The sequence below is a fragment of the Marinobacter sp. MMG032 genome, from assembly GCF_040112695.1.
Taxonomy (GTDB): Bacteria; Pseudomonadota; Gammaproteobacteria; order Pseudomonadales; family Oleiphilaceae; genus Marinobacter; species Marinobacter salsuginis.
The window spans coordinates 848,555-872,863 of sequence record NZ_CP157802.1 but is presented as its reverse complement, the minus strand read 5'-3'; the positions used below and the strand labels follow the sequence as shown (position 1 = coordinate 872,863).

The window sequence follows — 24,309 nt, the reverse complement described above, 5'->3', positions numbered from 1 at the left end:
AAGGGTCAGGTGGAATCTTCACCTGACCCTTTTTTGTGGGATTCCGATTTTGACCTTTATGCCAGGAGTTCGATCAGAATCTGCTCGTAGATATCCGAAAGGGTATTCAGATCCTCGGCCTTCACGCATTCATCCACCTTGTGAATGGTTGCATTGATAGGGCCAAGTTCCACCACCTGTGCGCCGGTTGGCGCGATGAAACGGCCATCGGAAGTGCCGCCGGAGGTTGAAAGCTCGGTTTCCCGGCCGGTCACTGTGCGAATGGCGCTCTGGCTGGCGGATACGAGCGCTCCCTTGTCCGTGAGGAACGGACGGCCACTCAGGTGCCACTGCAGGTCGTATTTCAGGTTGTGGCGATCCAGTATGGCTACCACCCGTTCCTCGAGGCTTTCTGCCGTGTTTTCCGTGCAGTAGCGGAAGTTGAAGTGCACCAGGCACTCACCGGGAATAATGTTGCTTCCGGTGCCCGCTTCCATTCTGGTGATCTGGAATGTGGTTGGCGGGAAGAAGTCGTTGCCGTTATCCCAGAACTCCTTCGCCAACGCATCCAGTGCCGGGGCCACGGAATGAACCGGGTTCTCGGCAAGATGCGGGTAGGCAACGTGGCCCTGAACGCCATGCACTGTCAGATAACCATGTAAGGAACCCCGGCGGCCGTTCTTGATCACGTCTCCCACTTCATGGGTGCTGGAGGGTTCGCCGATCAGGCACCAGTCAATCTTTTCGTTCCTGGCTTCGAGGGCTTCCACCACTTTCACGGTGCCGTGTTGGGCCGGGCCCTCCTCATCGCTGGTGATCAGCAGGGCAATGGAGCCACGGTGATCGGGGTGTTTTCCAACGAATCGCTCACAGGCGGTTACGAAGGCCGCAAGGCTGCCCTTCATGTCCGCCGCGCCACGGCCCAGCAAATAGCCGTCCTTGATTACCGGATCAAACGGCGGGTGTGCCCAGTTCTTCTCCGGACCAGTCGGCACCACATCGGTATGGCCGGCAAAGGCCAGCACCGGCCCCTCTGAGCCCTTGCGGGCCCAGAGGTTATCGGTATCGCCAAATCTCAGGTTTTCGCCAGTGAAGCCCAGAGGTGCCAGCCGCGACATCATCAGTTCCTGGCAGCCGGCATCTTCGGGAGTGACGGACTGCCGGCGGATCAGGTCGATGGCAAGTTCTAGGGTCGGGGAATCAGTTGTTTGCATGCAGCTCTTCATTCAGCTCGATGGCAGACTTGTTGGTTTTGCACTCGACCGCGCCGGTCTGACTGTTGCGGCGGAACAGAAGATCCGGCTGGTTGGCCAGATCGCGAGCCTTGATAACCTCAACCAGCTCGTTGTTGTCGTCGAGCAGGGCAACCTTGGTTCCGGCGGTGATGTACAATCCGGCTTCCACTTTGCAGCGGTCGCCCAGCGGGATACCGATGCCGGCGTTGGCACCGATCAGGCAGTTCTCGCCAACCGCAATGATGATGTTGCCACCACCGGACAGGGTGCCCATGGTGGAGCAGCCACCGCCCAGGTCGGAGCCCTTGCCAACCATAACGCCGGCGGAGATGCGGCCCTCGATCATGCTGGTGCCTTCGGTGCCGGCGTTGAAGTTGATGAAGCCTTCGTGCATGACGGTGGTACCTTCACCAACATAGGCGCCAAGACGGACCCGAGCAGTGTCGGCAATGCGAACACCCTTCGGTACCACATAATCTGTCATCTGCGGGAATTTATCGACGGACTTGACTTCCAATGTGCGGCCTTCGAGGCGGGCCTGTAACTGACGATCGGAGAGCTCGTTCAGGTCGATTGCGCCCTCGTTGGTCCAGGCCAGGTTGGGCAGCAGGCCAAAGATGCCATCGAGCTTCAGACCATGGGGTTTCGCCATGCGGTGGGAAATCAGGTGAAGCTTGAGGTAAACCTCGGGCGTGCTGGAAGCTGTGTCATCGGTTTCCAGGACCGTAACAACGACCGGGCGTTTGCTGTTGGCCGCTTTGTCCGCCAGGGTTGCCTGGTCGGTCTGGCCAATCTGTCGCAAGGCATTGGCGAGCTGGCTGAGCTGTTCGGCGGTCGCGCTGATCGCCTGGTTGCCGCCCTTGTATTCCAGGACATTGGAGATGACGTCCATCAGGGTGTTATCGGGTGTCATGACCGGCTGCTGGTAAAAGACTTCCAGCCACTCGCCCTGGTTGTTCTGGGTGCCGATACCGATACCGAATGCAAAGCTCATCTGATGGTTGCTCCTGTTCTGAATGTTGGGGTAAGAAGTTCGCGCCTTCCGACTCCGGAGTTAAAATTTGGATCTGTTGCCCTGAGATTCAGGCCAGCCATGCAGCCCATTCGTCTGCATTGAAACCCACGCGCACCTCATTGCCGTTTTCCACGACAGGGCGCTTAATGATGGACGGATTTTCCAGCATGATCGCGTGAGCACTTTGGGCGCTAATGGTATCACGAACCTCCTCGGGAAGTTTGCGCCACGTGGTGCCACGGCGGTTCAACAGGCTTTCCCAGCCAACGGCGCTCTCCCATTTGGACAGCAGATCGTCGTCCAGACCGTCTTTCTTGAAGTCGTGGAACTGGTAGTCAACGCCTTGCTCATCCAGCCACTTGCGGGCTTTCTTCACCGTGTCACAATTTTTTATGCCATACAGTTTCATGTCTGGTTCGCCTTAACAAATTCAACAATCCGGTGTGCCGCCTCGACGCATTCTTCCACCGGCGCAACCAGGGCCATCCGGACCCGGTTTTCTCCGGGGTTGTGGCCATCCACCGTGCGAGAGAGGTAGCGCCCGGGAAGGACGTGGACGTTCTGCTGGGCGGAGAGTTCCCTGGCAAAGGTTTCATCGTCCATCGGTGTTTCCGGCCACAGGTAAAAGCCGGCGTCCGGGAAATCCACTTCCATGACTTCTCTGAGAATGGGCACTACGGCCTCGAACTTGGCGCGGTAGGCTGCACGGTTCTCCCGAACATGGTCTTCGTCGCTCCAGGCGGCGATGCTGGCCAACTGGTTATGGATGGGCATGGCGCAGCCATGGTAGGTGCGATACTTCAGATAGCCCTCGAGAATGCGAGTGTCACCGGCGACGAAACCGGACCGAAGGCCGGGCAGGTTGCTGCGCTTGGAGAGGCTGTGAAATACCACGCAGCGGCGGTAGTCATCACGACCAATGGCGGCGCAGGTTTGCAGCAGGCCTTCCGGCGGTTTGCTCTCGTCGGGGTACAGCTCGGAATAGCATTCGTCGGAGGCGACGATGAAGTCGTGTTTGTCGGCGAGGGCAATAACCCTGGCCAGTGTTTCCCGTGGAATCACCGCGCCACTTGGGTTGCCCGGTGAACACAGGAACAATACCTGACAATCCCGCCAGACGGATTCCGGCACTGCCTCAAAGTCCGGAATAAAGCCGTTGGAGCCGTCGCAGGGAAGGTATACGGGCGTGGCGCCGGCCAGGAATGCAGCACCCTCATAGACCTGATAAAACGGGTTGGGGCTGACCACGGTGGCAGGTTTGCTGGCATCCACCACAGCCTGGACCAGGGAAAAGATGGCTTCGCGCGTACCGTTCACCGGTACGATGTTTTTCGCCGGGCTCAGGCTGTCGGCTTTCAGTTGGAATCGTTGGGTTGCCCAGTGACTGATGGCCTCGCGAAGTTCATCCGTACCCCGGGTGGTCGGGTAATTGGCAAGCTTGTCCAGGTTGTTCGCAATTACCTCTTTGACGAATTCAGGGGAGGGGTGCTTCGGCTCGCCGATCCCGAGAGAGATGGGGTGGAGATGATCAGGCACGCTAATGCCGGCCTTCAGTTTGGCCAGTTTTTCAAACGGGTAGGGATGGAGTCTGTCCAGATTGGGATTCATTGAATGTCGTCCAGCATTTTGCAGAGATCTTGCTGCAGGGCCTGGCACACGGCCGGGTCCCGGATGGGTTCGCCGTGTTCGTCGGTGACGAAGAAAACGTCCTCTACGCGCTCGCCCAGGGTGGCAATCTTGGCGTTGGTCAGTCGCACCCGATGCTCCAGCAACACCTGGCCGACTCGCGCCAGCAGGCCGGGCCGGTCAGGGGTGATCACTTCCATTACGGTGCGCTGGTTGATGGTGTCGTTAGAGAACGTCACCTCCGTCGGGAAGGCGAAATGTTTCAGTTGCCTTGGTGTGCGCCGGTGGATGATATCCGGGTAGTCTTCCGGGTCATCCAGCTCTTCAATCAGGCGTAAACGCACCCGTTCCTTGCGCGCGGGATCGATTCCAAGAGGCTGGCCCTTTTCATCCAGCACCACGTAGGAGCTGATCGAGTAGGGACCCTCACTGGAGCTGATACGGGCGTCCACGATGTTCAGGTTCAGCTGCTCAAGCACCGCAGTGGTTGCCGCAAACAGGGCAACCCGGTCCTTCATGTAAATAATGATCTGGGAATAGCCATCCGTGGGTCCGCCCCGAGTGTCGCGAATAAGCACCAGTGGGTCGGGGTTGTTGCCGTGACGGACAATGGCGGCTGTCTGCCAGGCAATATCAACGGTTGAGTCCTGGAGAAAATAATCCTCATCCACGGTGTCCCAGATAACGTCGATCTGCTCATCCGTCATGTTCTGGGCGTGCAGGATCTCGCGCGCTTCAGATTGGGTGGCGCGCACCCATTCTTGCCGGTCGATGGGGTTTTCCGTGCCCCGGCGCAGGGCCCGTTTGGCCTCGATATACAGTTGGCGTAACAGAGAGGCGCGCCAGGTGTTCCAGAGTTTTGGGTTGGTTGCGCTGATATCGCATACGGTCAGCACATAGAGATAATCGAGGTGCGCCTGGCTCGGTACTGCTCTGGCAAAGGCATGAATGATGTCCGGGTCAGATATGTCTTTGCGCTGCGCGGTCATGGACATCAGCAGGTGGTTTTCCACGAGCCACGAGATCAGCTGTGTGTCCCGCTCGCTCAGATGATGCCTGTGGCAGAAAGCCTCGGCATCCATGGCGCCCATTTCCGAATGGTCACCGCCCCGTCCTTTGGCAACATCATGGTATATGCCCGCTATATAAAGGGTTTCCAGCTTTGGTAACCGATGGATCAGGCGAGAGGCCAGGGGGTATTCGTCCCGCGCCTCGGTGCCGCTCAGCCGAACCATGTTGCGGATGACGCGCATGGTGTGGGCGTCCACGGTGTAAATGTGAAAAAGGTCGTGCTGCATCTGGCCGATAATCTGGCCGAATTCCGGGAGGTACCGGCCTAGCACGTTGTACTTCTTCATGGCGGACAGGGTCTGATCCAGCGCATGGGGCGTTCTGAGCAGCTCCATGAACAAAGTGGTCACAGCCAGATCGGAACGGAACGCATCGTCAATCAGGTGGCGGTGCGCCCGCAGAGAGCGGATGGTGGTCGCGCGAATGCCCTTGATCTCCGGATGCTGGGCCATCAGCACGAAAATTTCCATGATGGCGTAAGGCGCGTAGGCAAAAACCTGGTTGTTAACCGCTTCGATATAATAGTTGCGAATCTGGAAGCGTTTGTTTATTGGCTGGATGGCGTCTTCGGACGCGCTGCCGAGAATGGCCTCGTCATAATATTGCAGAATCACGTCGGTCAGCTCGGCGAGCGCCAGTACCGTTCGATAGTAGGACTGCATCATCAGTTCAACGCCAAGCCGCTTGCCTTCGTCCTTGTAGCCGAGCATCTGGGCAAGGGCTCGCTGATGGTCGAACAACAGGCGGTTTTCATTCCGGTCGGCCAGTAGTTGCAAGCCATAGCGCAGTTGCCAGAGGAAGGTTTCACCCTGGAAGAGTATCTGATGCTCTTCCTCGGTGAGAATGCTGAATCGGGTCAGGTCTGCAATGTTCTGCAGTCCAAAGTGGCGTTTGGTAATCCAGCCAATGGTCTGTATGTCCCGCAGGGCGCCCGGGGAGCCTTTGACGTTGGGCTCAAGGTTGTATTCGGTATCGCCGTATTTCTGGTGCCGTTGCTGCTGCTCTTCGCGCTTTGCGATGAAGTAGTTGCGGTCGGTGCTGACATCGTCGGAGTACACCTGCTCGCTGAGGTCCGACCGAAGCTCATCCGGGCCGGCGATGGTGCGGGTTTCGAGCAGGTTGGTGAGTATGGTGATGTCTTCACGGGCGGCCGTTTTGCTTTCCTCAATGCTGCGAACGCTATGACCGATATCCAGTCGCAAATCCCAGAGGAGAGTAACAAAGGCCCCCAGATCTTCGTGCCAGCTGTCCTCGATACCATTGCGAGTCAGTATGAGCAAATCAATGTCTGAGTGGGGGTGAAGCTCACCGCGCCCGTAGCCGCCGACAGCCACCAGGGCAATGTCCGGCGAGCCGGAAAAAGGATAACGATTCCAGATTAGCTTCAGAACGGTATCGACGGTGTCGGCCCGGGAGTGGACAAGGGCGCGGACATCGGCCCCCTGCCGGAAGGCCTCGGCATCTGCGTTATACCTTCCCTCTAACAGTTCCCGGGCCGCCTTGACGGGAGAGGGGTCGTTACTGATGCGGGATTCCAGCTCGCTTTGGTCCACTTAGAAGGACTCTTCCTTTCGCTTGGTCAAAACCTCATGGCCGTCAGCAGTCACAAGGATGGTGTGCTCCCATTGTGCAGATAGCTTGTGGTCCTTGGTAACCACGGTCCAGCCGTCCGGCAGCAGTTTGGTCTGGTATTTGCCCTGATTGATCATCGGCTCAATGGTGAAGGTCATGCCCTCTTGAAGCTCCAGGCCGGTGCCGGGTTTGCCGTAATGCATAACCTGCGGCTCTTCATGAAACACCGCGCCGATGCCATGGCCGCAATAATCGCGAACCACAGAGTAGCGGTGTTTTTCGGCGTGTTGCTGAATGACGTGGCCAATATCTCCCAGGCGGGTTCCCGGCTTCACCAGCTCGATACCTTTATAGAGGCACTCCTGAGTGATCTGGATCAGGCGCTCTGTGCCCGGTTTGGGCTTGCCGACGATCCACATCTTGCTCGTGTCACCGTGGTAGCCATCCTTTATTACGGTGACATCAATATTAAGGATGTCTCCGTCCTTGAGTATTTTCTTCTCTGACGGGATGCCGTGGCAGATCACGTGGTTAACCGAGGTACAGATGGACTTCGGAAATCCTTTATAGTTGAGCGGCGCCGGAATGCACTTTTGCTCATTAACAATATAGTCGTGGCAGATCCGGTCGAGTTCTTCAGTGGAAACGCCCGGTTTGACGTAATCGCCAATCATCTCGAGCACTTCGGCCGCCAAACGGCCAGCGACGCGCATCTTTTCGATTTCTTCCGGAGTCTTGATCGATACCTGCATTGGGTTTCCCGTTGATTTGTATCAAACCGGCATTTTAAGGGCCCTGCCGTCCGGGTACAAGGAAGCCGGTCGTCAAAAATAATGGCGTTTACCGGCTCGAATATGGTATAAACGCGCCCGCTGGAAACGAATCCGGCAAATTCACACACGTGTCGGCACGTTATCCCAGGGTGCCTGCTCCTGCTTTTCAAGGAGCCAGGTTGGGATAATCGGACACGTGGAGGACTAACCCGAAGCTAAAAAGGTAACTATCATGGCTCAGGTAAATATGCGTGACCTGTTGAAAGCAGGTGCTCACTTCGGTCACCAGACCCGCTACTGGAACCCGAAAATGTCGAAGTTCATCTTCGGCGCCCGTAACAAGATTCATATCATCAACCTTGAGCAGACTGTTCCTGCCATGAACGATGCGCTGAAGTTCGTTCAGCAGCTGGCAGAGAACAAGAACAAGATCCTGTTCGTTGGTACCAAGCGTGCCGCGGCCAAGATCATCAAGGAAGAAGCCGAGCGTGCCGGTCAGCCGTTCGTTAACCATCGCTGGCTTGGTGGCATGCTGACCAACTACAAGACCATCCGTCAGTCTATCCGTCGCTACCGTGACCTGGAAACCCAGAGCCAGGACGGTACTTTCGACAAGCTGACCAAGAAAGAAGCGCTGGATCGCACCCGTGAAATGGACCGCCTTGAGCGTTCCATTGGCGGTATCAAGGACATGGGTGGTCTGCCGGATGCGATGTTCGTGATCGACGTTGACCATGAGCGTATCGCTATCAAGGAAGCCAACAAACTGGGCATTCCTGTTATCGGCGTTGTGGATACCAACAGTGATCCGGACGGTGTTGATTACGTGATTCCGGGCAACGATGACGCCATTCGCGCGATCCAGATTTACGTGAAAGCCGTTGCTGATACCTGCATCGAAGCGGCCCAGTCTGCCGGTGCCGGCGCTGACGAGTTTGTTGAAGTCAGCGAAGACGCCGAAGGCGCTGCTCCAGCCGCTGAGTAAGGCTTTACCTTCACGTTTGAGATGTAAGGTGTGCCCCGGGTTGCCTCGGGCACACCTCCCCACCGAATTCGGAACAGTTGAGAGGATTGAACATGGCTGCAATTACCGCTGCAATGGTCAAAGAGCTGCGTGAGCGTACCGGCCTTGGCATGATGGAGTGCAAGAAGGCGCTCGTTGAAGCAGAAGGCAGTGTAGACGCCGCAATCGAGGAACTGCGCAAGTCTTCCGGTCTGAAGGCTGCCAAGAAAGCCGGCCGTACCGCCGCTGAAGGCGCTTCACTGATCAAGATTTCTGACGACAACACCGTTGCGTACATTCTGGAAGTGAACTCCGAGACAGACTTCGTGGCTCGCGACGACAACTTCCTGAACTTTGCCAACGATGTCCTGAACGTTGCCTTCGAAAAAGGCGAAACTGACGTAGCCAAACTGATGGAAGGCGATCTGGAAGCCAAGCGTGAAGCGCTGGTTCAGAAGATCGGCGAAAACATCACTGTTCGTCGCATCGTGAAAGTTGAAGGCCCGGTTGTTGGTGGCTATGTCCACAGCAACAACAAGATTGCTTCTGTTGTTGCCCTGACTGCCGGCGACCCTGAAGTTGCCCGTGATATTGCCATGCACGCAGCTGCGGTTAACCCCCGTGTTGGCAAGCCGGAAGACATGCCGGCAGAAGAGCTTGAAAAAGAGAAGGAAGTAATCAAGGCCCAGCCGGATATGGAAGGCAAGCCTGCCGAGATCGTCGAGAAGATGATGGGCGGCCGCATCAAGAAGTTCCTCAAGGAAAACAGCCTTGTTGAGCAGCCTTTCGTCAAGAACCCGGATCAGACCGTGGGCGAGCTGATCAAGTCCAACGGTGGCGAGCTTGTTGGCTTCGTGCGCCTGGAAGTGGGTGAAGGCATTGAGAAGGAAGAAGTGGACTTTGCTGCCGAGGTTGCTGCTGCAGCCGGCACAGGCAAGGCCTGATCCTTCGTTTGATGCAGCGGGCGCTCTGCCTCTGCATCACCTGAGTCTGCCACGTTAGCCGGAAACTTCCGGCTCTCGTGGCGGGCTTGTATCTGAGATACCCCTTTTTTGAGGAGTATGTCAGATACAAGCCTGCAACGGGTATCACGCCGGATAGCAGCCAACAGACGACAAGGGGATCATCATGCCGACATCATCGAAAACCCAGCCCAGATACAAGCGTGTTCTGCTCAAGCTCAGTGGCGAAGCCCTGATGGGTGAGCACGATTTCGGTATTGATCCCAAAGTTCTTGACCGCATGGCACTGGAAATCGGTGCGCTGATTGGTATCGGCGTACAGGTTGGTCTGGTGATTGGTGGCGGTAACCTGTTCCGTGGAGCAGCCCTGAATGCTGCGGGCATGGACCGGGTGACCGGCGACCATATGGGTATGCTGGCCACGGTCATGAACGGTCTGGCGATGCGTGACGCTCTGGAGCGCTCCAACATCCGTACCCGCGTAATGTCGGCAATCCCGATGAGTGGGATCGTCGAGCACTACGACAGACGCCGAGCAGTCAGGGATCTCAAGGACGGCGATGTCGTGATTTTCTGTGCCGGTACCGGCAACCCCTTCTTCACGACAGACTCCGCTGCTTGTCTGCGTGGTATTGAAATCGAGGCGGATGCCGTGCTCAAAGCCACCAAGGTGGATGGCGTATACTCAGCGGATCCGCACCTGGACAGCAGTGCAGAGAAATACGACTACCTCACCTATGATGAGGTTCTGGACAAGAAGTTGGGCGTGATGGATCTGACAGCCATCTGTCTCGCCCGTGATCACGGCATGCCGCTGCGGGTGTTCGATATGAACCGTGCAGGCGCGCTGACTCGCATCGTAACCGGCGAGAAAGAAGGTACACTGATCGAATAAAACGCTGTCCAGGTCCCATGGGAGTTTGGGGCCATAGTGCAAAAAGACATGACGAACGAATTGAGGATGCTGAAGTGATTAACGACATCAAAGCAGAAGCCGAAAAGAAGATGAAGAAGAGCCTGGAGTCCCTGAACAATGCGTTTAACAAGATTCGCACTGGTCGGGCCCATCCTTCTATCCTGGATAGCGTCACCGTGAACTATTACGGCCAGGAGACGCCGCTGAAACAGGTGGCAAGTGTCAACGTCGAGGATAACCGGACTCTGACGGTCTCTCCCTGGGAGAAGAACCTGATGCCGACCATCGAGAAGGCGATCATGGCGTCAGACCTCGGTCTGAACCCGGCTACCAGTGGCGATATCATTCGGATTCCAATGCCGATGCTGACTGAAGAAACCCGTAAGGAAATGGTCAAGCAGGCAAAAGCGGACGCCGAGCACGGTCGTGTTTCAATCCGCAACGCACGTCGGGATGCCAACAGCATGATCAAGGATCTGCTGAAGGAAAAGGAAATTACCGAAGACGACGAGCGCAAGGGCGAGGATGAGATCCAGAAGTTGACCGACCGCTACATTGCGGAAGTCGAGAAGATGCTCAAGGCCAAAGAAGAGGACCTGATGGCGGTTTAACCGTTCGGGTTCACTTGCAAGCGAATTGAAAGGCCGCGGCAATCAAGCGCTTCGGCCGCACAGGGGATTTCATGACGGGAACTGTATCCGCAGAGATTCCGGTGTCGGCAGACAGCCGACCCCGGCATGTGGCCATCATCATGGACGGGAATAATCGATGGGCCAAGGCCCGTCGTCTCAAGGGAGTGGCTGGCCACAAGGCCGGAGTGGATGCGGTCAGGGCAGTGGTAGAAACCTGCGCCCGCGAAGGTGTGGAAGTTCTCACTCTGTTTGCCTTTTCCAGTGAAAACTGGCGGCGCCCCAAGGACGAAGTGTCGGCCCTGATGAAGCTGTTCCTGTTCGCGCTCGAGCGCGAAGTGCGGAAGCTTCATCGTAACGACATCCGGTTGCGCATAATTGGTGACCGGTCCGCCTTCAGTTCTGCGCTTCGCGAACATATGGAAGCGGCGGAGGAGCTGACCCGCAACAACACCCGGATGACGCTCGTGATTGCAGCGAACTACGGCGGACACTGGGATATCACTCAGGCCACGCGCAAGGTGGCGGAACAGGTGCGTGTCGGGCATTTGGCGCCATCCGATATTACCGATGACCTGATCCAGCAGCACCTCAGTATTGGTGACCTGCCAATGCCTGATCTGATGATTCGCACGGCCGGTGAGCAGAGAATCAGCAACTTCATGCTGTGGCACCTGGCTTACACAGAGCTTTACTTTTCTCCGGTGTATTGGCCTGATTTTCAGCAGGAAGAGATGCTCAAGGCCCTGCAGGCATATGCCGGTCGACAGCGTCGTTTTGGCCAGACAGATGATCAGATAGCGGCCAAGGCTCTACAACAATAACGAACGATAGCGACGTCAACCGTGTTAAAAACCCGAATTATCACCGCACTGATTCTCGCCCCGATCGCCATCGGCGGGATCTTCTTTCTCCCTCCGCTGGGGTTTGCTCTCTTCACAGGTGCCATCATCTCTATAGGTGCCTGGGAGTGGGCCAATATGTCTGGCATTGGGCATCCTGCTGGTCGGATCGGTTATGCGCTGCTAACCGCCCTGATTCTATACGGGCTTCTCAACGTGCCGTTTGTGGCGGTGCTCTGGCTGGCGTTGTTCTGGTGGGGAATCTGTTTTCTTCTGGTTCGCAGTTACCCCGCAGGGTCTGAAAAGTGGGGCAGTCTGCCGGTCAGAGCCGTAATGGGGCTGTTCGTGCTGGTGCCCGCCTGGGTTGGCCTGAATCACTTGCGCACCGGTGGCTTTCAGTTTGGTGACAGCTCCAACAACCTGCTGCTCATTCTTTACGTGTTCTGCGTGGTCTGGGTTGCTGATATCGGTGCTTACTTTGCCGGTCGGGCGTTTGGAAAAGCGAAGTTGGCGCCCCGGGTCAGCCCCGGTAAGTCCTGGGCGGGTGTCTGGGGTGGTCTGGTGGCCGTGGGAGCCTTTGCTCTTGTGGTGAGTTTTCTGGCTTCGGCAGGGGTAGGACAGACACTGCTCCTGATTGTTGCCAGTCTCGCCACCGGCCTGGTTTCCGTGTTGGGTGATTTGCTGGAAAGCATGCTCAAGCGGCACCGTGGCATCAAAGACAGCAGCCAGTTGCTACCCGGCCATGGCGGGATTATGGATCGGATCGATAGTCTGACAGCGGCGATTCCGGTTTTTGCTCTCATCATTACCCAACTTGGTTGGCTCACAACCGGGCACTGGTGACTATGGCAACCCGCTCTATCAGTATTCTCGGAGCCACAGGCTCCATTGGCCTCAGCACCCTGGATGTTGTTCGACGGCACCCGGAACGTTTCTCGGTTTATGCATTAACCGCCAGCACCCGCGCGGAGGAACTGGCTGTGTTGTGCCGGGAATTCCGTCCCAAGGTCGCCGTCATGGCCGATCCAGAGGCTGCCAATATGCTCTCCGAGCTGCTGGCAGACTTGCCGGACACCGAGGTGCTCGCCGGCCTGGATGGGTTATGCCAGGCAGCCTCGGCGCCTGACGTTGATACCGTGATGGCAGCCATTGTTGGCGCGGCGGGATTATCGCCTACGCTTTCAGCGGTAAGGGCAGGGAAGCGGGTGCTGCTTGCCAATAAAGAAGCCCTGGTGATGTCCGGGAAATTGTTCATGGACGCCGTGGCCGAGGCCGGTGCCGAACTGCTGCCGATCGATTCCGAGCACAATGCGATTTTCCAGTGCATGCCGGCGGACAAGATACGGGATCCTGCCGGTGCGGGTATCACGAGGATCTTGCTGACAGCCTCTGGTGGCCCCTTCCGCGAGCACTCCGCTGAAGATCTCCGGTCGGTAACGCCGGCCCAGGCGTGTGCCCACCCTAACTGGTCCATGGGGCAAAAGATTTCCGTAGACTCCGCCACCTTGATGAATAAGGGCCTGGAACTGATTGAAGCCTGCTGGCTTTTCAACACAACACCTCAGAAAGTCGAGGTGCACGTGCATCCAGAGAGTATCATCCACTCGATGGTTGAATATGCCGATGGATCCGTGCTGGCCCAGCTTGGCAGTCCGGATATGAGAACGCCGATTGCCAACGGCCTGGCGTGGCCAGAGCGCATTGATGCCGGAGTTCCCCCCCTGGATCTGTTCGCTATCGGGCGCTTTCACTTCGAACGCCCGGATCTGGGGCGTTTCCCTTGCCTGCGCCTGGCTGCGGAAGCTTTCGAGGCCGGCGGCACTGCACCGGCGGTTCTGAATGCGGCCAATGAAGTGGCGGTTGCCGCTTTTCTCGACGGCACCCTGTGTTTTTCGGATATCCCCGTTATCATAGAGCGAACGCTCGCTGCGACCGCCGTTGAGCCAGCAGACAGCTTTGACATCATTTTTGCCAAGGATAAAGAGGCACGGGGTCGTGCGCGGGAACAGATAGGTCTGTTAACTGTCTGATAGTCGCAGCCGTAGGCTGCCCGGCTGAAGCCATTCAATCAGGAACGCTATGCAGATTATTGAAACCGTCCTCGCACTCGCGCTTACCCTCGGCATCCTCGTGACCTTGCACGAATACGGTCATTTCTGGGTCGCCCGGCGGTGCGGGGTAAAAGTGCTCCGATTCTCGGTGGGTTTCGGGAAACCCATGTTTTCCTGGTATGACAAGCATGGAACCGAGTTCGCGGTTGCGGCCATTCCACTGGGCGGCTACGTCAAGATGCTTGATGAGCGCGAGGGGCCGGTACCCGAGGAACTCCGAGACCAGGCCTTCACGTCCAAGCCGCCCGGCCAACGTATTGCCATTGCCGCGGCTGGCCCACTCGCCAATTTTATGTTTGCCATTTTTGCTTACTGGTTGCTGAGTGTGGTCGGCGTTACCCACGTTGCCCCTATTGTCGGGCAAATTGCTGACGAGAGTGTGGCCGAGCGGGTGGGGCTGCAGGAAGGCATGGAGATTCACGCCGTGGATGGCCATCGGGTCAGTTCATGGCGTGATGTAAACATGCGGATTCTCGAGAGGACCGGCGAGCACGGTTCGATCTCCATGGAGGTGTCCGCGGATGGCGCCCGGGGAACCGTCAGTGGTGAGCTTTCCGGATGGGGCCTGAGTGATGACACGCCCAACCCGCTGGCTGAGTTTGGCATCACGCCATGGCGGCCCGCAGTGCCGCCTGTATTGGGTCAGATTTCCGAGGGTGGGCGTGCAGAGGCAGCCGGGTTGCAGCCCGGAGATCGCATCGTTGCCGTGAATGGCGAGGCGATCGGCAGCTGGTTTGAGCTGGTAGAGTTCATTCGCAACGCTCCGGAGCAGACACTTCAGGTCACTGTGGAGCGCAACGGCTCGGAACAATCCCTGAGCGTGACTCCGGAAGCAAGGACCGAGGAAAGTGGCGAGTCGATCGGTTTCGTCGGGGCAGGCGTAGAGGCGATCTCGTGGCCGGAGGAAGTTCTGCGGGATGTCAGCTACGGTCCGTTCGCTGCCATCCCGGTAGCCCTCAGCGAAACCTGGGCGGACACCCGTCTTACGCTCGTGGCCATCAAGAAAATGGTCACCGGACTGTTGTCACCCACAAACCTCAGTGGTCCGATAACCATTGCCCGGGTTGCAGAGGCCAGCGTCAGCTCCGGATTCGAAGATTTCGTGCGTTTTCTTGCTTATCTGAGCGTAAGTCTGGGCATTTTGAACCTTCTGCCTGTACCGGTACTGGATGGTGGTCATATCGTTTACTACACCATCGAAGCCCTCCGGGGAAAGCCGCTTTCCGAGCAGGCTCAGGCGTTTGGATTACGAATTGGTATGGCAATGATCCTCACATTAATGGTGTTTGCTCTTTACAACGACCTGATGCGGTTGTGAGAATTGCGAGCTCTTTACGCGCATTAACCAGGCGAAATATTTGAATGAGACGTTCTCTTCTAAGTGTAGCCGTTGGCCTCGCTGTGGCCGTGTCCGGCCTGAAGCCAGCACTTGCTGATCAGTTCACTGTTGCGGATATTGAGGTTGAAGGCCTGCAGAGGGTATCTGCGGGTACTGTTTTTTCTGCGTTCCCTGTCAATATTGGTGAACAGGTGGACGAGACCGAGCTGGCTGATGCGATCAAATCGCTGTTCCGGACCGGGCTTTTTACCGACATTGAGGCCAGCCGGGAAGCTGGTGTACTCATTCTGACGGTTCGAGAGCGTCCCTCCATCAGTGATATCGAGATCGAGGGCAATAAGAACATTGAGACCGAGATGTTGATGGACGCGCTGGCAGGGGCCGGGCTTCAGGAAGGCCAGGTGTTCCGGCGTGCGACCCTCGAGCGTCTGGAGCTTGAAATACTGCGCTCATACATTGCTCAGGGCCGCTACAATGCCCGGGTAAAGGCAACAGCGGAAGAGCTTCCGAGAAACCGGGTTTCGATTCGTCTGGATATCAATGAAGGTTCTGTTGCCGCGATTCACCACATCAATCTCATTGGCAACCGGGATTTCACCGACGAGGAGCTGCAGGATCTGTTCGAGCTGCAGAGCACGAGCTGGTGGAACTCGATAACCAACGCGGATAAATACGCCAGAGAACGTCTGAGCGGCGATCTGGAGTCGCTTCGGTCATTCTATCTTGATCGGGGCTATCTCGATTTCAACGTCGAGTCCAGCCAGGTGTCCATCTCTCCGGACAAGCAAAAAGTCTTCATTGCGATCGCTGTAAATGAAGGTCCCCAGTACACCATTTCCGAAATTAACCTTCGCGGTGAGCTGATCGTGGGTGAGGAGGAATTGCGCTCGCTGATTCCGGTCGAGGAAGGTGATGTATTCTCCCGGTCCCGCATGACAGCAATTTCCGAATCCCTGGCATTCCGGCTTGGCCGGGAGGGCTATGCCTTTGCCAACGTCAATGCCGTTCCGGAGCCGGGCGAAAATAACACAGCCGCAGTCACGTTTTTTGTGGAGCCTGGCAAACGGGCCTACGTGCGAAGAATCAATTTCGATGGCAACGTGTCTACACGCGATGATGTCCTGCGCCAGGAAATGACGCAAATGGAGGGCGGTGTCGCGTCTTCCGACCGAATCGAGTTCTCCAAGACCAAGTTGGAACGTCTTGGCTTCTTCCAGACTGTTAACGTGGACACCGTCCCGGTACCTGGCACCGACGACCTGGTGGACGTCAATTACTCCGTTGAGGAGCAGCCAACAGGCAGCCTTTCGGCCTCCATTGGCTTTTCCCAGGATTCGGGTGTGATTCTCGGTGCCAATGTCTCTGAGAATAACTTCTTTGGTACCGGTAAGCGGGTATCTTTCGGCGTGAATGTCAGTGACTCCATCAAGAGCGCAAACATCTCCTATCTGGACCCTTACTACACCGTTGATGGCGTGAGCCGCGGGTTCAGTGTATTCGCCCGGGAGACTGACTACGAAGAGGAAGATATTTCATCGTTCCTGCTGGATGAGTACGGTGGCCGCGTTACCTTCGGCTACCCCACGGACAGTATTACCCGCCTGAATTTTGGTGCCGGTGTCACTCAGTCGAATCTGAAGGAAGGCCTCTTTACGTCACAGGAGGTGAGTGAATTCATTGATGAGGAAGGCGACTCGTTCACCAACTTTTTCCTGTTCGGAAGCTGGCGTCGCAGTACTCTGAACCGTGGAGTGTTGCCGACTGATGGTTACAGCCACTCACTGTCCCTGGATGTGGCGGTGCCGGGTAGTGATCTGACCTTCTACAAAGCCACCCACAAAACGGATTTCTACTACCCTGTGACCGATAATAATCGCTGGGTCTTCCGGGCACGGTCAGAGATCGGCTACGGCGATGGCTATGGTGATCGCAGCCAGATGCCGTTCTACGAGCACTTCTACACCGGTGGTTATGGTTCGGTTCGTGGATACGAAGCCAACTCGCTGGGGCTCAGGGCAACGAATAACGTAAACGACCTTTCGGATCCGGATCCGTTTGGCGGCAACCTTTTGACCGAGGGTGGTCTGGAACTGATCTTCCCGACGCCGTTTGCTGGCGATACCCGCTCAATGAGAACGGCATTCTTCCTGGATGCCGGCCAGGTGTTTGATACAGCCAGGGGGTTCGATCCGGAACTGAGCGAAATCAGGATGGCAGCCGGTGTCGGCTTCCAGTGGATAACGGCTGTTGGCCCATTGGCATTCAGTCTCGCTTACCCTCTGAACGACAAAGCTGGCGACGACACACAGGTGTTCCAGTTCTCGCTGGGCCAGACCTTCTAAAGCATGGATAATAATAATCGACGGATGAAAATCAGGAGAAAACCAATGTCCCGATTTGTTTTGATGTTCGCTGCTGTGATTATGGCGTTTTCATTCCCGGCGATGGCCGAAACCCGGATTGGTGTAGTCGATCTGCGTCAGGCACTGTTCTCGTCTGACGATGCCAAGACATTCAGCGAATCGCTTCAGAAGGATTTTGCCGGGGACGAAGCCCGCGTCCGTGAAGCCCAGGAAGCAGCTCGCAAGCTCCAGGAACGCCTTGAGAAGGATGGAGCCATGATGAACGAGAGCGAGCGTAACAAGCTGGCGGGAGAGTTCCAGGAGAAGGTAAAGGAATTCAACTTTCTCAAGCAGCGGCTGGATTCAACGGTGAACCAGCGCAAGCAGGCGTTTCTGGAGCAGGCTCGTCCCGAGGTGGACGCAGCGGTCAAGGAGCTTCTTGAGGAGAACAACCTCGACCTTATCCTGCCAAGCGAAGCGGTTGTCTATGTAAAGCCTGAAATGAATCTGACCTCTCAGCTTCTTGAAAAACTGAACCGTTAATCTGTGACGGGCACCCCGGTGCCCTGATCGTTGCTTGGGAGTTCGCAATGACAGAAAGGTCCTATCGCCTTGGGGAAATTGCCAATGCCCTTGGTGCGGAGCTACGGGGTGACCCTGATGTAAAGGTTTCGGGTCTGGCGACGTTGCAGGCGGCTGGTCCCGGTCAGATCAGCTTCCTGGCGAATCCTTCCTATGGTAAATATCTGCCAGAAACGCGTGCTTCGGCCGTTATTGTTGCACCTGCCTCGGCGAAAGAGGCTCCGACCAACGTCCTGTTACTGGACAACCCCTATCTCGGATATGCTCGGTTGAGCCACTGGTTTGACCCCGCCCCTGTTGCTTCGCCCGGCATTCACCCATCCGCAGTAGTAGACCCGTCAGCGATTATTGCTGAAGATGCCAGCATAGGCCCGAATGCGGTCGTGGAAGCCGGGGCAGACATTGGTGAGAGGGTTGTTGTTGGAGCCGGCTCGATTGTTGGAGCCCGCGCCAGAATCGGAGCCCGGACTCTGATTCGGCCCCGGGTGACTCTGGCTCACGACGTGGTTATTGGCGAACGTTGCCGCATACTCAGCGGTGCTGTGATAGGCTCCGACGGTTTCGGTTTCGCTAACGAGAAGGGCGTTTGGCACCGTATTGCACAGCTCGGGCGCGTTGTTCTCGGGAATGATGTGGAAGTGGGCGCCAACACCACTATCGATCGCGGGGCTTTGGATGACACCGTGATTGGCGACGGTGTGAAGCTCGATAACCTGATCCAGATTGCCCATAACGTATGCATAGGCGAGCACAGTGCCATGGCGGCTATGGTTGGCATTGCCGGCAGCACCCGCATTGGCAGGCACTGTGTTTTCGGTGGCGCATCCGGCGTTGCTGGCCATCTTGAGATCGCCGATCAGGTTCATCTGACCGGTATGACGCTGGTAACCGGTGACATCCGGGAGCCCGGTGTCTATTCATCAGGCACGAGTGCCGATACCAACCGTCAGTGGCGCAAGAATGCAGTGCGCTTCCGGCAGTTGGATGTTCTGGCGCGACGGGTAAAAGAACTCGAAAAGAAATTAGAGGGCTGAGGCCGATCAACATGATGAACATCGACGAAATTCTGGAGTACCTTCCACACCGATACCCGTTTTTGCTGGTGGATCGGGTAACTGAGGTCGAAAAGGGAAAATCGATCAAGGGCTACAAGAATATTTCGTTTAACGAGCCGTTCTTCCAGGGCCACTTCCCGAATAATCCCATCATGCCGGGCGTCTTGATCATTGAGGCGATGGCGCAGTTATCCGGCATTCTCGGTTTTGTGACTGTGGGCCGGAAACCTTCTGACGGCGTGGTACAATACTTGGCCGGTTCGAGCAAGGCCCGGTTCAAACGCCCGGTATTGCCAGGGGATCAACTGTGCATGGAGTCGGAATTTATTTCCGGTAAACGGGGTATATACAAATTCGAGTGTCGCGCTCTGGTCGACGGAGAAGTCGTTTGCGTGGCAGAGATTCTGACCGCTGAGAGAGAAGTTTGATGGCGACAAATGACTGGTCGGGAGTCCATCCTCAGGCAATTGTAGACCCGTCAGCCAGGCTCGGGGACAACGTCACCGTCGGGCCGTGGAGTTACATTGGTCCGGATGTGGAAATCGGCGATGGCACAGAGATCCTGTCGCACGTTGTTGTTAAAGGGCCTACGGTCATTGGCCGGAACAATCGCATCTTCCAGTTCTCCAGTATCGGTGAAGAGTGTCAGGACAAGAAATACGCCGGCGAGCCGACCACGTTGGTGATTGGTGACAACAATGTGATTCGCGAGAATTGCACCATCCACCGCGGCACGGTCCAGGATCGTGGCGAAACCCGCATTGGCAGCGGTAACCTTCTCATGGCTTATGTGCATGTCGCCCACGACTGCATTGTGGGGGATAACACCATCCTGGCCAATTGCGCGACCCTTGCGGGCCATGTCTCGGTCGGTGATTTTGCGATCCTCGGTGGTGGCACCATGGTTCACCAGTTTTGCCATATTGGCCCCCACAGCATGGCGGCCGGTGGCAGCATCGTACTCAAGGATATTCCCGCCTACGTTATGGCCAGTGGTCAGTCAGCGGAGCCTCATGGCATGAACGTCGAAGGCCTCAAGCGCCGCGGTTTCAGTAAAGATGTTTTGCTGGCCTTACGCCGTGCCTACAAGGTCATCTACCGCCAGGGGCTCACGACCGAACAGGCCGTTGAAGAACTCGAGAAATCCTATTCCGATGTCGCGGAGATTCGCCCGCTCATTGACTCCCTGCGTGGAGCACACCGCGGCATCATCCGCTAACCCGGCAGGAGCCTGTCGGTGACAGATCTTTCTCACGCGATCATCAGCGAACGCAAAATCACATTCGGTATCATTGCCGGCGAGGCATCGGGGGATATCCTCGGTGCCGGGCTGATTCGTTCCCTCCGGCAGCGTTATCCCCGTGCCCGTTTCGTCGGAATTGGCGGAGAGGAGATGGTTGCTGAAGGTTTTCACTCGCTGTTGCCGATGGAGCGCCTTTCGGTCATGGGCCTGGTTGAGGTCCTGGGTCGGATTCGCGAACTATTCAGCATCCGGGCCCGAGTGCTGGACTATTTCTTCACGACTCCGCCGGACGTGGTCATTGGTATTGATTCCCCGGATTTTACGCTGGCTATCGAGCGACGCTGTCGCGAGGCCGGTATCCTCTCTGTCCATTATGTCAGCCCATCCGTGTGGGCCTGGCGGCAAAAGCGGATTTTTAAAATCGCCAAGTCCGTCAACCTTATGCTGACCCTGTTCCCGTTTGAGGCTCGTTTCTATGAGGAACACCACGTGCCCGTGGCGTTCGTGGGTCACCCCTTGGCCGATCGCATTCCCGTGGAACCGGATACCCTCAAGATGCGGGAGTCGCTGGGTATAGACCTCGAAGCGTCGGTACTTGCCGTCCTGCCGGGCAGCCGGGCAGGGGAGGTGGAAAGACTCGGCACCCTGTTTTTGGAAGCGTCTCGCTGGATCCAGGAGCGACGCCCGGATCTTCAACTGGTGATTCCCTGTGTCAACAGGGATCGCGAAAAACAGGTGCGGGATCTGGTTGATGCGCTCGAGGTGAAACTGTCAGTCACGATTGTGCGAGGCAGGTCCCGAGACGTGATGGCCGCCTCCGATGTTGTGCTGCTTGCTTCGGGAACTGCAACGCTGGAAGCGATGCTGTTGAAAAAGCCGATGGTCGTGGGCTATCGCTTGAGCGGATTCAGCTATGCCCTGTTGTCGAAATTGGTCAAGGTACCTCACGTCGCGTTGCCCAATTTGCTTGCCAAGCGCCAGCTGGTTCCGGAACTGCTTCAGGATGACGCCACGGCGGAGAGTCTGGGCGCCGCAGTGCTCGAGCGCCTGGAAAACACTAAAGAGCGGGTTCGGCTCAAAGAAGCCTTTACTGACTTGCACCACACCTTGAGGCAGGGTGCCGATGAAAAAGCCGCCCAGGCGATCTCTGACCTGTTAGAGCAGGGTGCCCGCTGATGCCGAAAAAGCCATTGCCGCCGTTCGAATGCCGCTATACGGGCTCTCTCCTGGCTGGTGTCGACGAGGTCGGTCGGGGTCCGCTGATTGGGGCTGTCGTAACGGCGGCGGTGATTCTGGACCCGGACCGGCCGATTGCCGGCCTGGCGGACTCAAAGAAGCTTACTGACAAACGCCGCAGCGCGCTCTATGGGGAGATCCTGGAGCATGCCAAAGCCTGGAGCATAGGCCGGTGCGAGGCCCATGAGATTGATGAGCTGAACATCTATCAGGCCACGATGCTGGCCATGGAGCGTGCGGTTTCAGGTTTGGCGATCGCCCCCGAATACGTTCTGGTGGACGGTAACCGCTGTCCGAAGTGGCACTGGCCATCGGAGCCTGTTGTGAAGGGTGATAGCAGGGTCGAAGCCATCAGCGCCGCCTCCATCATTGCCAAGGTAACCCGTGACCGGGAAATGGAAGCGCTGGAGACGCGTTTCCCTGGTTTCGGCCTGGCACAGCACAAGGGCTACCCAACACCGATCCATCTGGAAGCCCTGCGCCGTCTCGGTGCGACTTCCGAGCACCGCCGCTCGTTTCGCCCGGTACAGGAAGTGATCGAGCAGGTGGGCTTCTATCGCGAGAAAGTGGCGCCAGAGCCAAAGCCAGAGCCAGAGCAACTGCAATATCGAACCGATCTTTTCGAAGATATTGATTGACAGTGGTGCATCCAATCCTTAATATACGCGCACGTTGATCGGGGCAAACCCATCAACAACCAGTTTTGATGCGGGGTGGAGCAGTCTGGTAGCTCGTCGGGCTCATAACCCGAAGGTCGTTGGTTCGAATCCAGCCCCCGCTACCATATTTAAGAAGGGCAGATCAGTTACTTACTGGTCTGCCTTTTTTGCGTTTGGGCCGGCAAAAATCCCCTGTGACGTATATGTGACAAATATGTGCCAAGGCTTGTGACGGTTCGATCTGCGGCCAGGTGGAAAATGACCGTCAGTCAGTTTTTGTTCCTCCTGTGACAATAGTCCTCTACGCTGCAAGTCTGAGTGTGTTCTTGACGTTCCAGTCTAGCCCAAGCTGCCACATTATTATGGCGACATACTTCGGGGTTCTGGCCACGCTTTCTCATTGGAAAGCGGACCTTTTACCGCGATGAGGTGAGTTAGTGAAGAGAGGCTGAACCGAGGTAAGTCCACTCATAGGCTAGGAGTGGCAAGGGCACCAGCATAAATCCAAGCTTTTAAACAAAAGCGAACATTCTAGCGCCTTTCCGACACGCCTAGCAGCCTGTCGGACTTAATGGGCCAGTATGAGATAATGCTGACCTTAAATAAATCACGAATCAGCCATGAGTAACTTTCGTTCTTTCGACCGTCACACGGCCTATTTGCTTCCGCCATCCGTTGACGATTGGTTACCCCAAGACCATTTGGCGCGCTTCATTGTTGAGGTTGTCGACGGCCTTGATCTGCGCTCAATGGTGAACGCCTATGGTGGGCGCGGCAGCGCGGCCTATCATCCATCGCTGCTGTTGTCTCTGCTCATATACGGCTATGCCACCGGCGTGTTTTCCAGCCGCAGGATCGAGCGGGCGACCTACGACTCTGTGGCCTTCCGCTTTATTTCGGCTGGTGCGCATCCAGACCACTACACCCTGGCGACCTTTCGTCGACGTTTTCTCGGTGAACTGGCCGACTTGTTCGTTCAGGTTCTCGAAGTCGCACAGGAAATGAAACTGGTAAAGCTGGGCACCATCAGCCTGGACGGGACCAAGGTCCAGGCCAATGCGTCGCGCCACAGCGCCCTGTCCCATGGCCACATCGAGAAGATGGAAGCTCAGCTCCAGGGCGAAGTGCAGGAACTGCTGGCGTTAGCTGAGCAGGCCGACCAGTCCAATGTCCCAGATGGAATCAGCCTGCCGGAAGAAATACAGCGCCGGGAAGATCGGCTTAAGGCGATGGCGGAAGCCAAAACGAAGATCGAAGCCCGGGCCAAAGCGCGTTTCGAGCGCGAGCAAGCCCAGTACCAGGCCAAACTTGCCGCGCGAGAAGAAAAGCAGAAGAAGAACGGCAGAAAACCAGGCGGTCGTCCACCCAAGCCGCCCACGGCTGGCCCCAAGGCAAAAGATCAGCTCAATCTCACCGATGAAGAATCGCGCATCATGCCAGTGGCCGGTGGCGGCTTCGAGCAGAGCTACAATGCCCAGGCAGCTGTCGATGCAGACAGCATGCTGGTGATGGCACCAGCGGTTACCCAGGCCTGTAACGACAAGGAACAAGTCGAGCCGATGCTCGCGCAACTGGCCGCATTACCGGAGTCGTTGGGCAAAGCTGACACACTGCTTGCCGATACCGGGTATTTCAGCGCCAAAAATGTCGCCGCCTGCGAAAAGGCCGGCATCGATCCGCACATCGCCGTCAAACGGGAAAACCACCACCAGCCGCCGTTGGCGCGATTCGCTGAACCGATGCCAATAACCGAAGGCAGTACGCCGGTCGAGCGCATGGTGCACAAGCTACAAACCCAAGCCGGACGCACGGCCTATGCCTTGTGTAAGCAAACCGTCGAGCCGGTATTCGGCATCATCAAGTCGGTGCTCGGATTTCGTCAGTTCTCGTTACGCGGACTGGACAAAGTGAGCGGCGAATGGGCACTGGTTTGTCTGGCCTGGAATCTGAAACGCATGGCCGTACTGCGTCCGAAATCCGCCCAATGGGCCTGAAATGGGGGCAATTCTGCTCGTTTTGGGATTATTGGGCGCTGTAGGTCACAATTACGCACCAAGATAGTGCGAAACCTGTTTGGATAAGCAGGGGCAAAAATATGCCAATGCTAAGTCCGACAGGC

The 24,309-nt window shown here is 56.8% G+C and carries 22 protein-coding genes and 1 tRNA gene; 17 read left to right on the top strand and 6 right to left on the bottom strand.

From position 1 onward, the window contains the following. Positions 1–56 precede the first annotated feature (56 nt). The 6 genes from dapE to map all read right to left on the bottom strand — a co-directional run bounded on the left by dapE (position 57) and on the right by map (position 7,250). A complete protein-coding gene (dapE, locus tag ABNF92_RS04020) occupies positions 57–1,193 on the bottom strand; it encodes a succinyl-diaminopimelate desuccinylase (RefSeq protein WP_305967063.1) in 1,137 nt (378 codons plus the stop codon). After that, entirely contained in the window at positions 1,180–2,208 is a 1,029-nt protein-coding gene (dapD, locus tag ABNF92_RS04015; protein WP_136631750.1) for a 2,3,4,5-tetrahydropyridine-2,6-dicarboxylate N-succinyltransferase, read from the bottom strand. The genes dapE and dapD overlap by 14 nt, the downstream gene beginning before the upstream one ends. 88 nt (positions 2,209–2,296) lie before the next feature. Next, positions 2,297–2,638 carry an ArsC family reductase gene (locus ABNF92_RS04010; protein WP_069184909.1) on the bottom strand — a complete coding sequence of 114 codons (342 nt, stop codon included), beginning with the start codon at positions 2,636–2,638 and terminating at the stop codon, positions 2,297–2,299. Next, positions 2,635–3,837 carry a succinyldiaminopimelate transaminase gene (gene dapC / locus ABNF92_RS04005; RefSeq protein ID WP_349343513.1) on the bottom strand — a complete coding sequence of 401 codons (1,203 nt, stop codon included), beginning with the start codon at positions 3,835–3,837 and terminating at the stop codon, positions 2,635–2,637. Before dapC ends, ABNF92_RS04010 begins: the two co-directional genes overlap by 4 nt. Next, complete coding sequence (locus tag ABNF92_RS04000; RefSeq protein WP_349343512.1) at positions 3,834–6,479, bottom strand: [protein-PII] uridylyltransferase; 2,646 nt, start codon at positions 6,477–6,479, stop codon at positions 3,834–3,836. The genes dapC and ABNF92_RS04000 overlap by 4 nt, the downstream gene beginning before the upstream one ends. Then, a complete protein-coding gene (gene map, locus ABNF92_RS03995) occupies positions 6,480–7,250 on the bottom strand; it encodes a type I methionyl aminopeptidase (protein WP_064227416.1) in 771 nt (256 codons plus the stop codon). Between the two features lie 253 nt (positions 7,251–7,503). Between map and rpsB the strand changes: the two genes are divergently transcribed. The 17 genes from rpsB to ABNF92_RS03910 all read left to right on the top strand — a co-directional run bounded on the left by rpsB (position 7,504) and on the right by ABNF92_RS03910 (position 24,184). Further along, a complete protein-coding gene (gene rpsB, locus ABNF92_RS03990) occupies positions 7,504–8,256 on the top strand; it encodes a 30S ribosomal protein S2 (RefSeq protein ID WP_069184906.1) in 753 nt (250 codons plus the stop codon). A 92-nt stretch (positions 8,257–8,348) separates the two neighbouring features. Then, on the top strand, positions 8,349–9,218 hold the full coding sequence (gene tsf / locus ABNF92_RS03985) for a translation elongation factor Ts (protein WP_069184905.1): 870 nt from the start codon (positions 8,349–8,351) through the stop codon (positions 9,216–9,218). Positions 9,219–9,402: 184 nt separating this feature from the next. Beyond that, positions 9,403–10,131 (top strand): UMP kinase, encoded by a 729-nt coding sequence (pyrH, locus tag ABNF92_RS03980; protein WP_008170379.1) that lies wholly within the window; start codon positions 9,403–9,405, stop codon positions 10,129–10,131. A gap of 74 nt (positions 10,132–10,205) precedes the next feature. Beyond that, a complete protein-coding gene (gene frr, locus ABNF92_RS03975; protein ID WP_069184904.1) occupies positions 10,206–10,763 on the top strand; it encodes a ribosome recycling factor in 558 nt (185 codons plus the stop codon). 71 nt (positions 10,764–10,834) lie between these two features. Further along, complete coding sequence (uppS, locus tag ABNF92_RS03970) at positions 10,835–11,605, top strand: polyprenyl diphosphate synthase (protein ID WP_069184903.1); 771 nt, start codon at positions 10,835–10,837, stop codon at positions 11,603–11,605. Positions 11,606–11,626: 21 nt separating this feature from the next. Continuing rightward, the gene (locus ABNF92_RS03965) at positions 11,627–12,466 is read left to right on the top strand and encodes a phosphatidate cytidylyltransferase (RefSeq protein ID WP_349343511.1); all 840 of its coding nucleotides are present in this window, start codon (positions 11,627–11,629) and stop codon (positions 12,464–12,466) included. Positions 12,467–12,468: 2 nt separating this feature from the next. Next, entirely contained in the window at positions 12,469–13,653 is a 1,185-nt protein-coding gene (gene ispC / locus ABNF92_RS03960; RefSeq protein ID WP_349343510.1) for a 1-deoxy-D-xylulose-5-phosphate reductoisomerase, read from the top strand. A gap of 49 nt (positions 13,654–13,702) precedes the next feature. Further along, complete coding sequence (rseP, locus tag ABNF92_RS03955) at positions 13,703–15,052, top strand: RIP metalloprotease RseP (protein ID WP_349343509.1); 1,350 nt, start codon at positions 13,703–13,705, stop codon at positions 15,050–15,052. 44 nt (positions 15,053–15,096) lie between these two features. Beyond that, positions 15,097–17,415, top strand: coding sequence for an outer membrane protein assembly factor BamA (gene bamA / locus ABNF92_RS03950; RefSeq protein ID WP_136631746.1), 2,319 nt, complete (start codon positions 15,097–15,099; stop codon positions 17,413–17,415). Between the two features lie 45 nt (positions 17,416–17,460). Continuing rightward, positions 17,461–17,958: an OmpH family outer membrane protein gene (locus ABNF92_RS03945; protein ID WP_136631745.1), complete on the top strand. Its 498-nt coding sequence runs from the start codon at positions 17,461–17,463 to the stop codon at positions 17,956–17,958. A gap of 47 nt (positions 17,959–18,005) precedes the next feature. After that, positions 18,006–19,031 (top strand): UDP-3-O-(3-hydroxymyristoyl)glucosamine N-acyltransferase, encoded by a 1,026-nt coding sequence (gene lpxD, locus ABNF92_RS03940; protein WP_349343508.1) that lies wholly within the window; start codon positions 18,006–18,008, stop codon positions 19,029–19,031. An 11-nt stretch (positions 19,032–19,042) separates the two neighbouring features. Further along, positions 19,043–19,480 carry a 3-hydroxyacyl-ACP dehydratase FabZ gene (gene fabZ / locus ABNF92_RS03935; protein ID WP_069184896.1) on the top strand — a complete coding sequence of 146 codons (438 nt, stop codon included), beginning with the start codon at positions 19,043–19,045 and terminating at the stop codon, positions 19,478–19,480. Beyond that, positions 19,480–20,271: an acyl-ACP--UDP-N-acetylglucosamine O-acyltransferase gene (gene lpxA / locus ABNF92_RS03930; protein ID WP_069184895.1), complete on the top strand. Its 792-nt coding sequence runs from the start codon at positions 19,480–19,482 to the stop codon at positions 20,269–20,271. Before fabZ ends, lpxA begins: the two co-directional genes overlap by 1 nt. A gap of 18 nt (positions 20,272–20,289) precedes the next feature. Then, positions 20,290–21,471: a lipid-A-disaccharide synthase gene (lpxB, locus tag ABNF92_RS03925; RefSeq protein ID WP_349343507.1), complete on the top strand. Its 1,182-nt coding sequence runs from the start codon at positions 20,290–20,292 to the stop codon at positions 21,469–21,471. Then, positions 21,471–22,169, top strand: coding sequence for a ribonuclease HII (gene rnhB, locus ABNF92_RS03920; RefSeq protein ID WP_153634450.1), 699 nt, complete (start codon positions 21,471–21,473; stop codon positions 22,167–22,169). The genes lpxB and rnhB overlap by 1 nt, the downstream gene beginning before the upstream one ends. 69 nt (positions 22,170–22,238) lie before the next feature. After that, positions 22,239–22,315, top strand: a tRNA-Met gene (locus tag ABNF92_RS03915). Between the two features lie 495 nt (positions 22,316–22,810). Then, positions 22,811–24,184 (top strand): IS1182 family transposase, encoded by a 1,374-nt coding sequence (locus ABNF92_RS03910; protein WP_349343493.1) that lies wholly within the window; start codon positions 22,811–22,813, stop codon positions 24,182–24,184. The last annotated feature ends 125 nt before the right edge of the window (positions 24,185–24,309 follow it).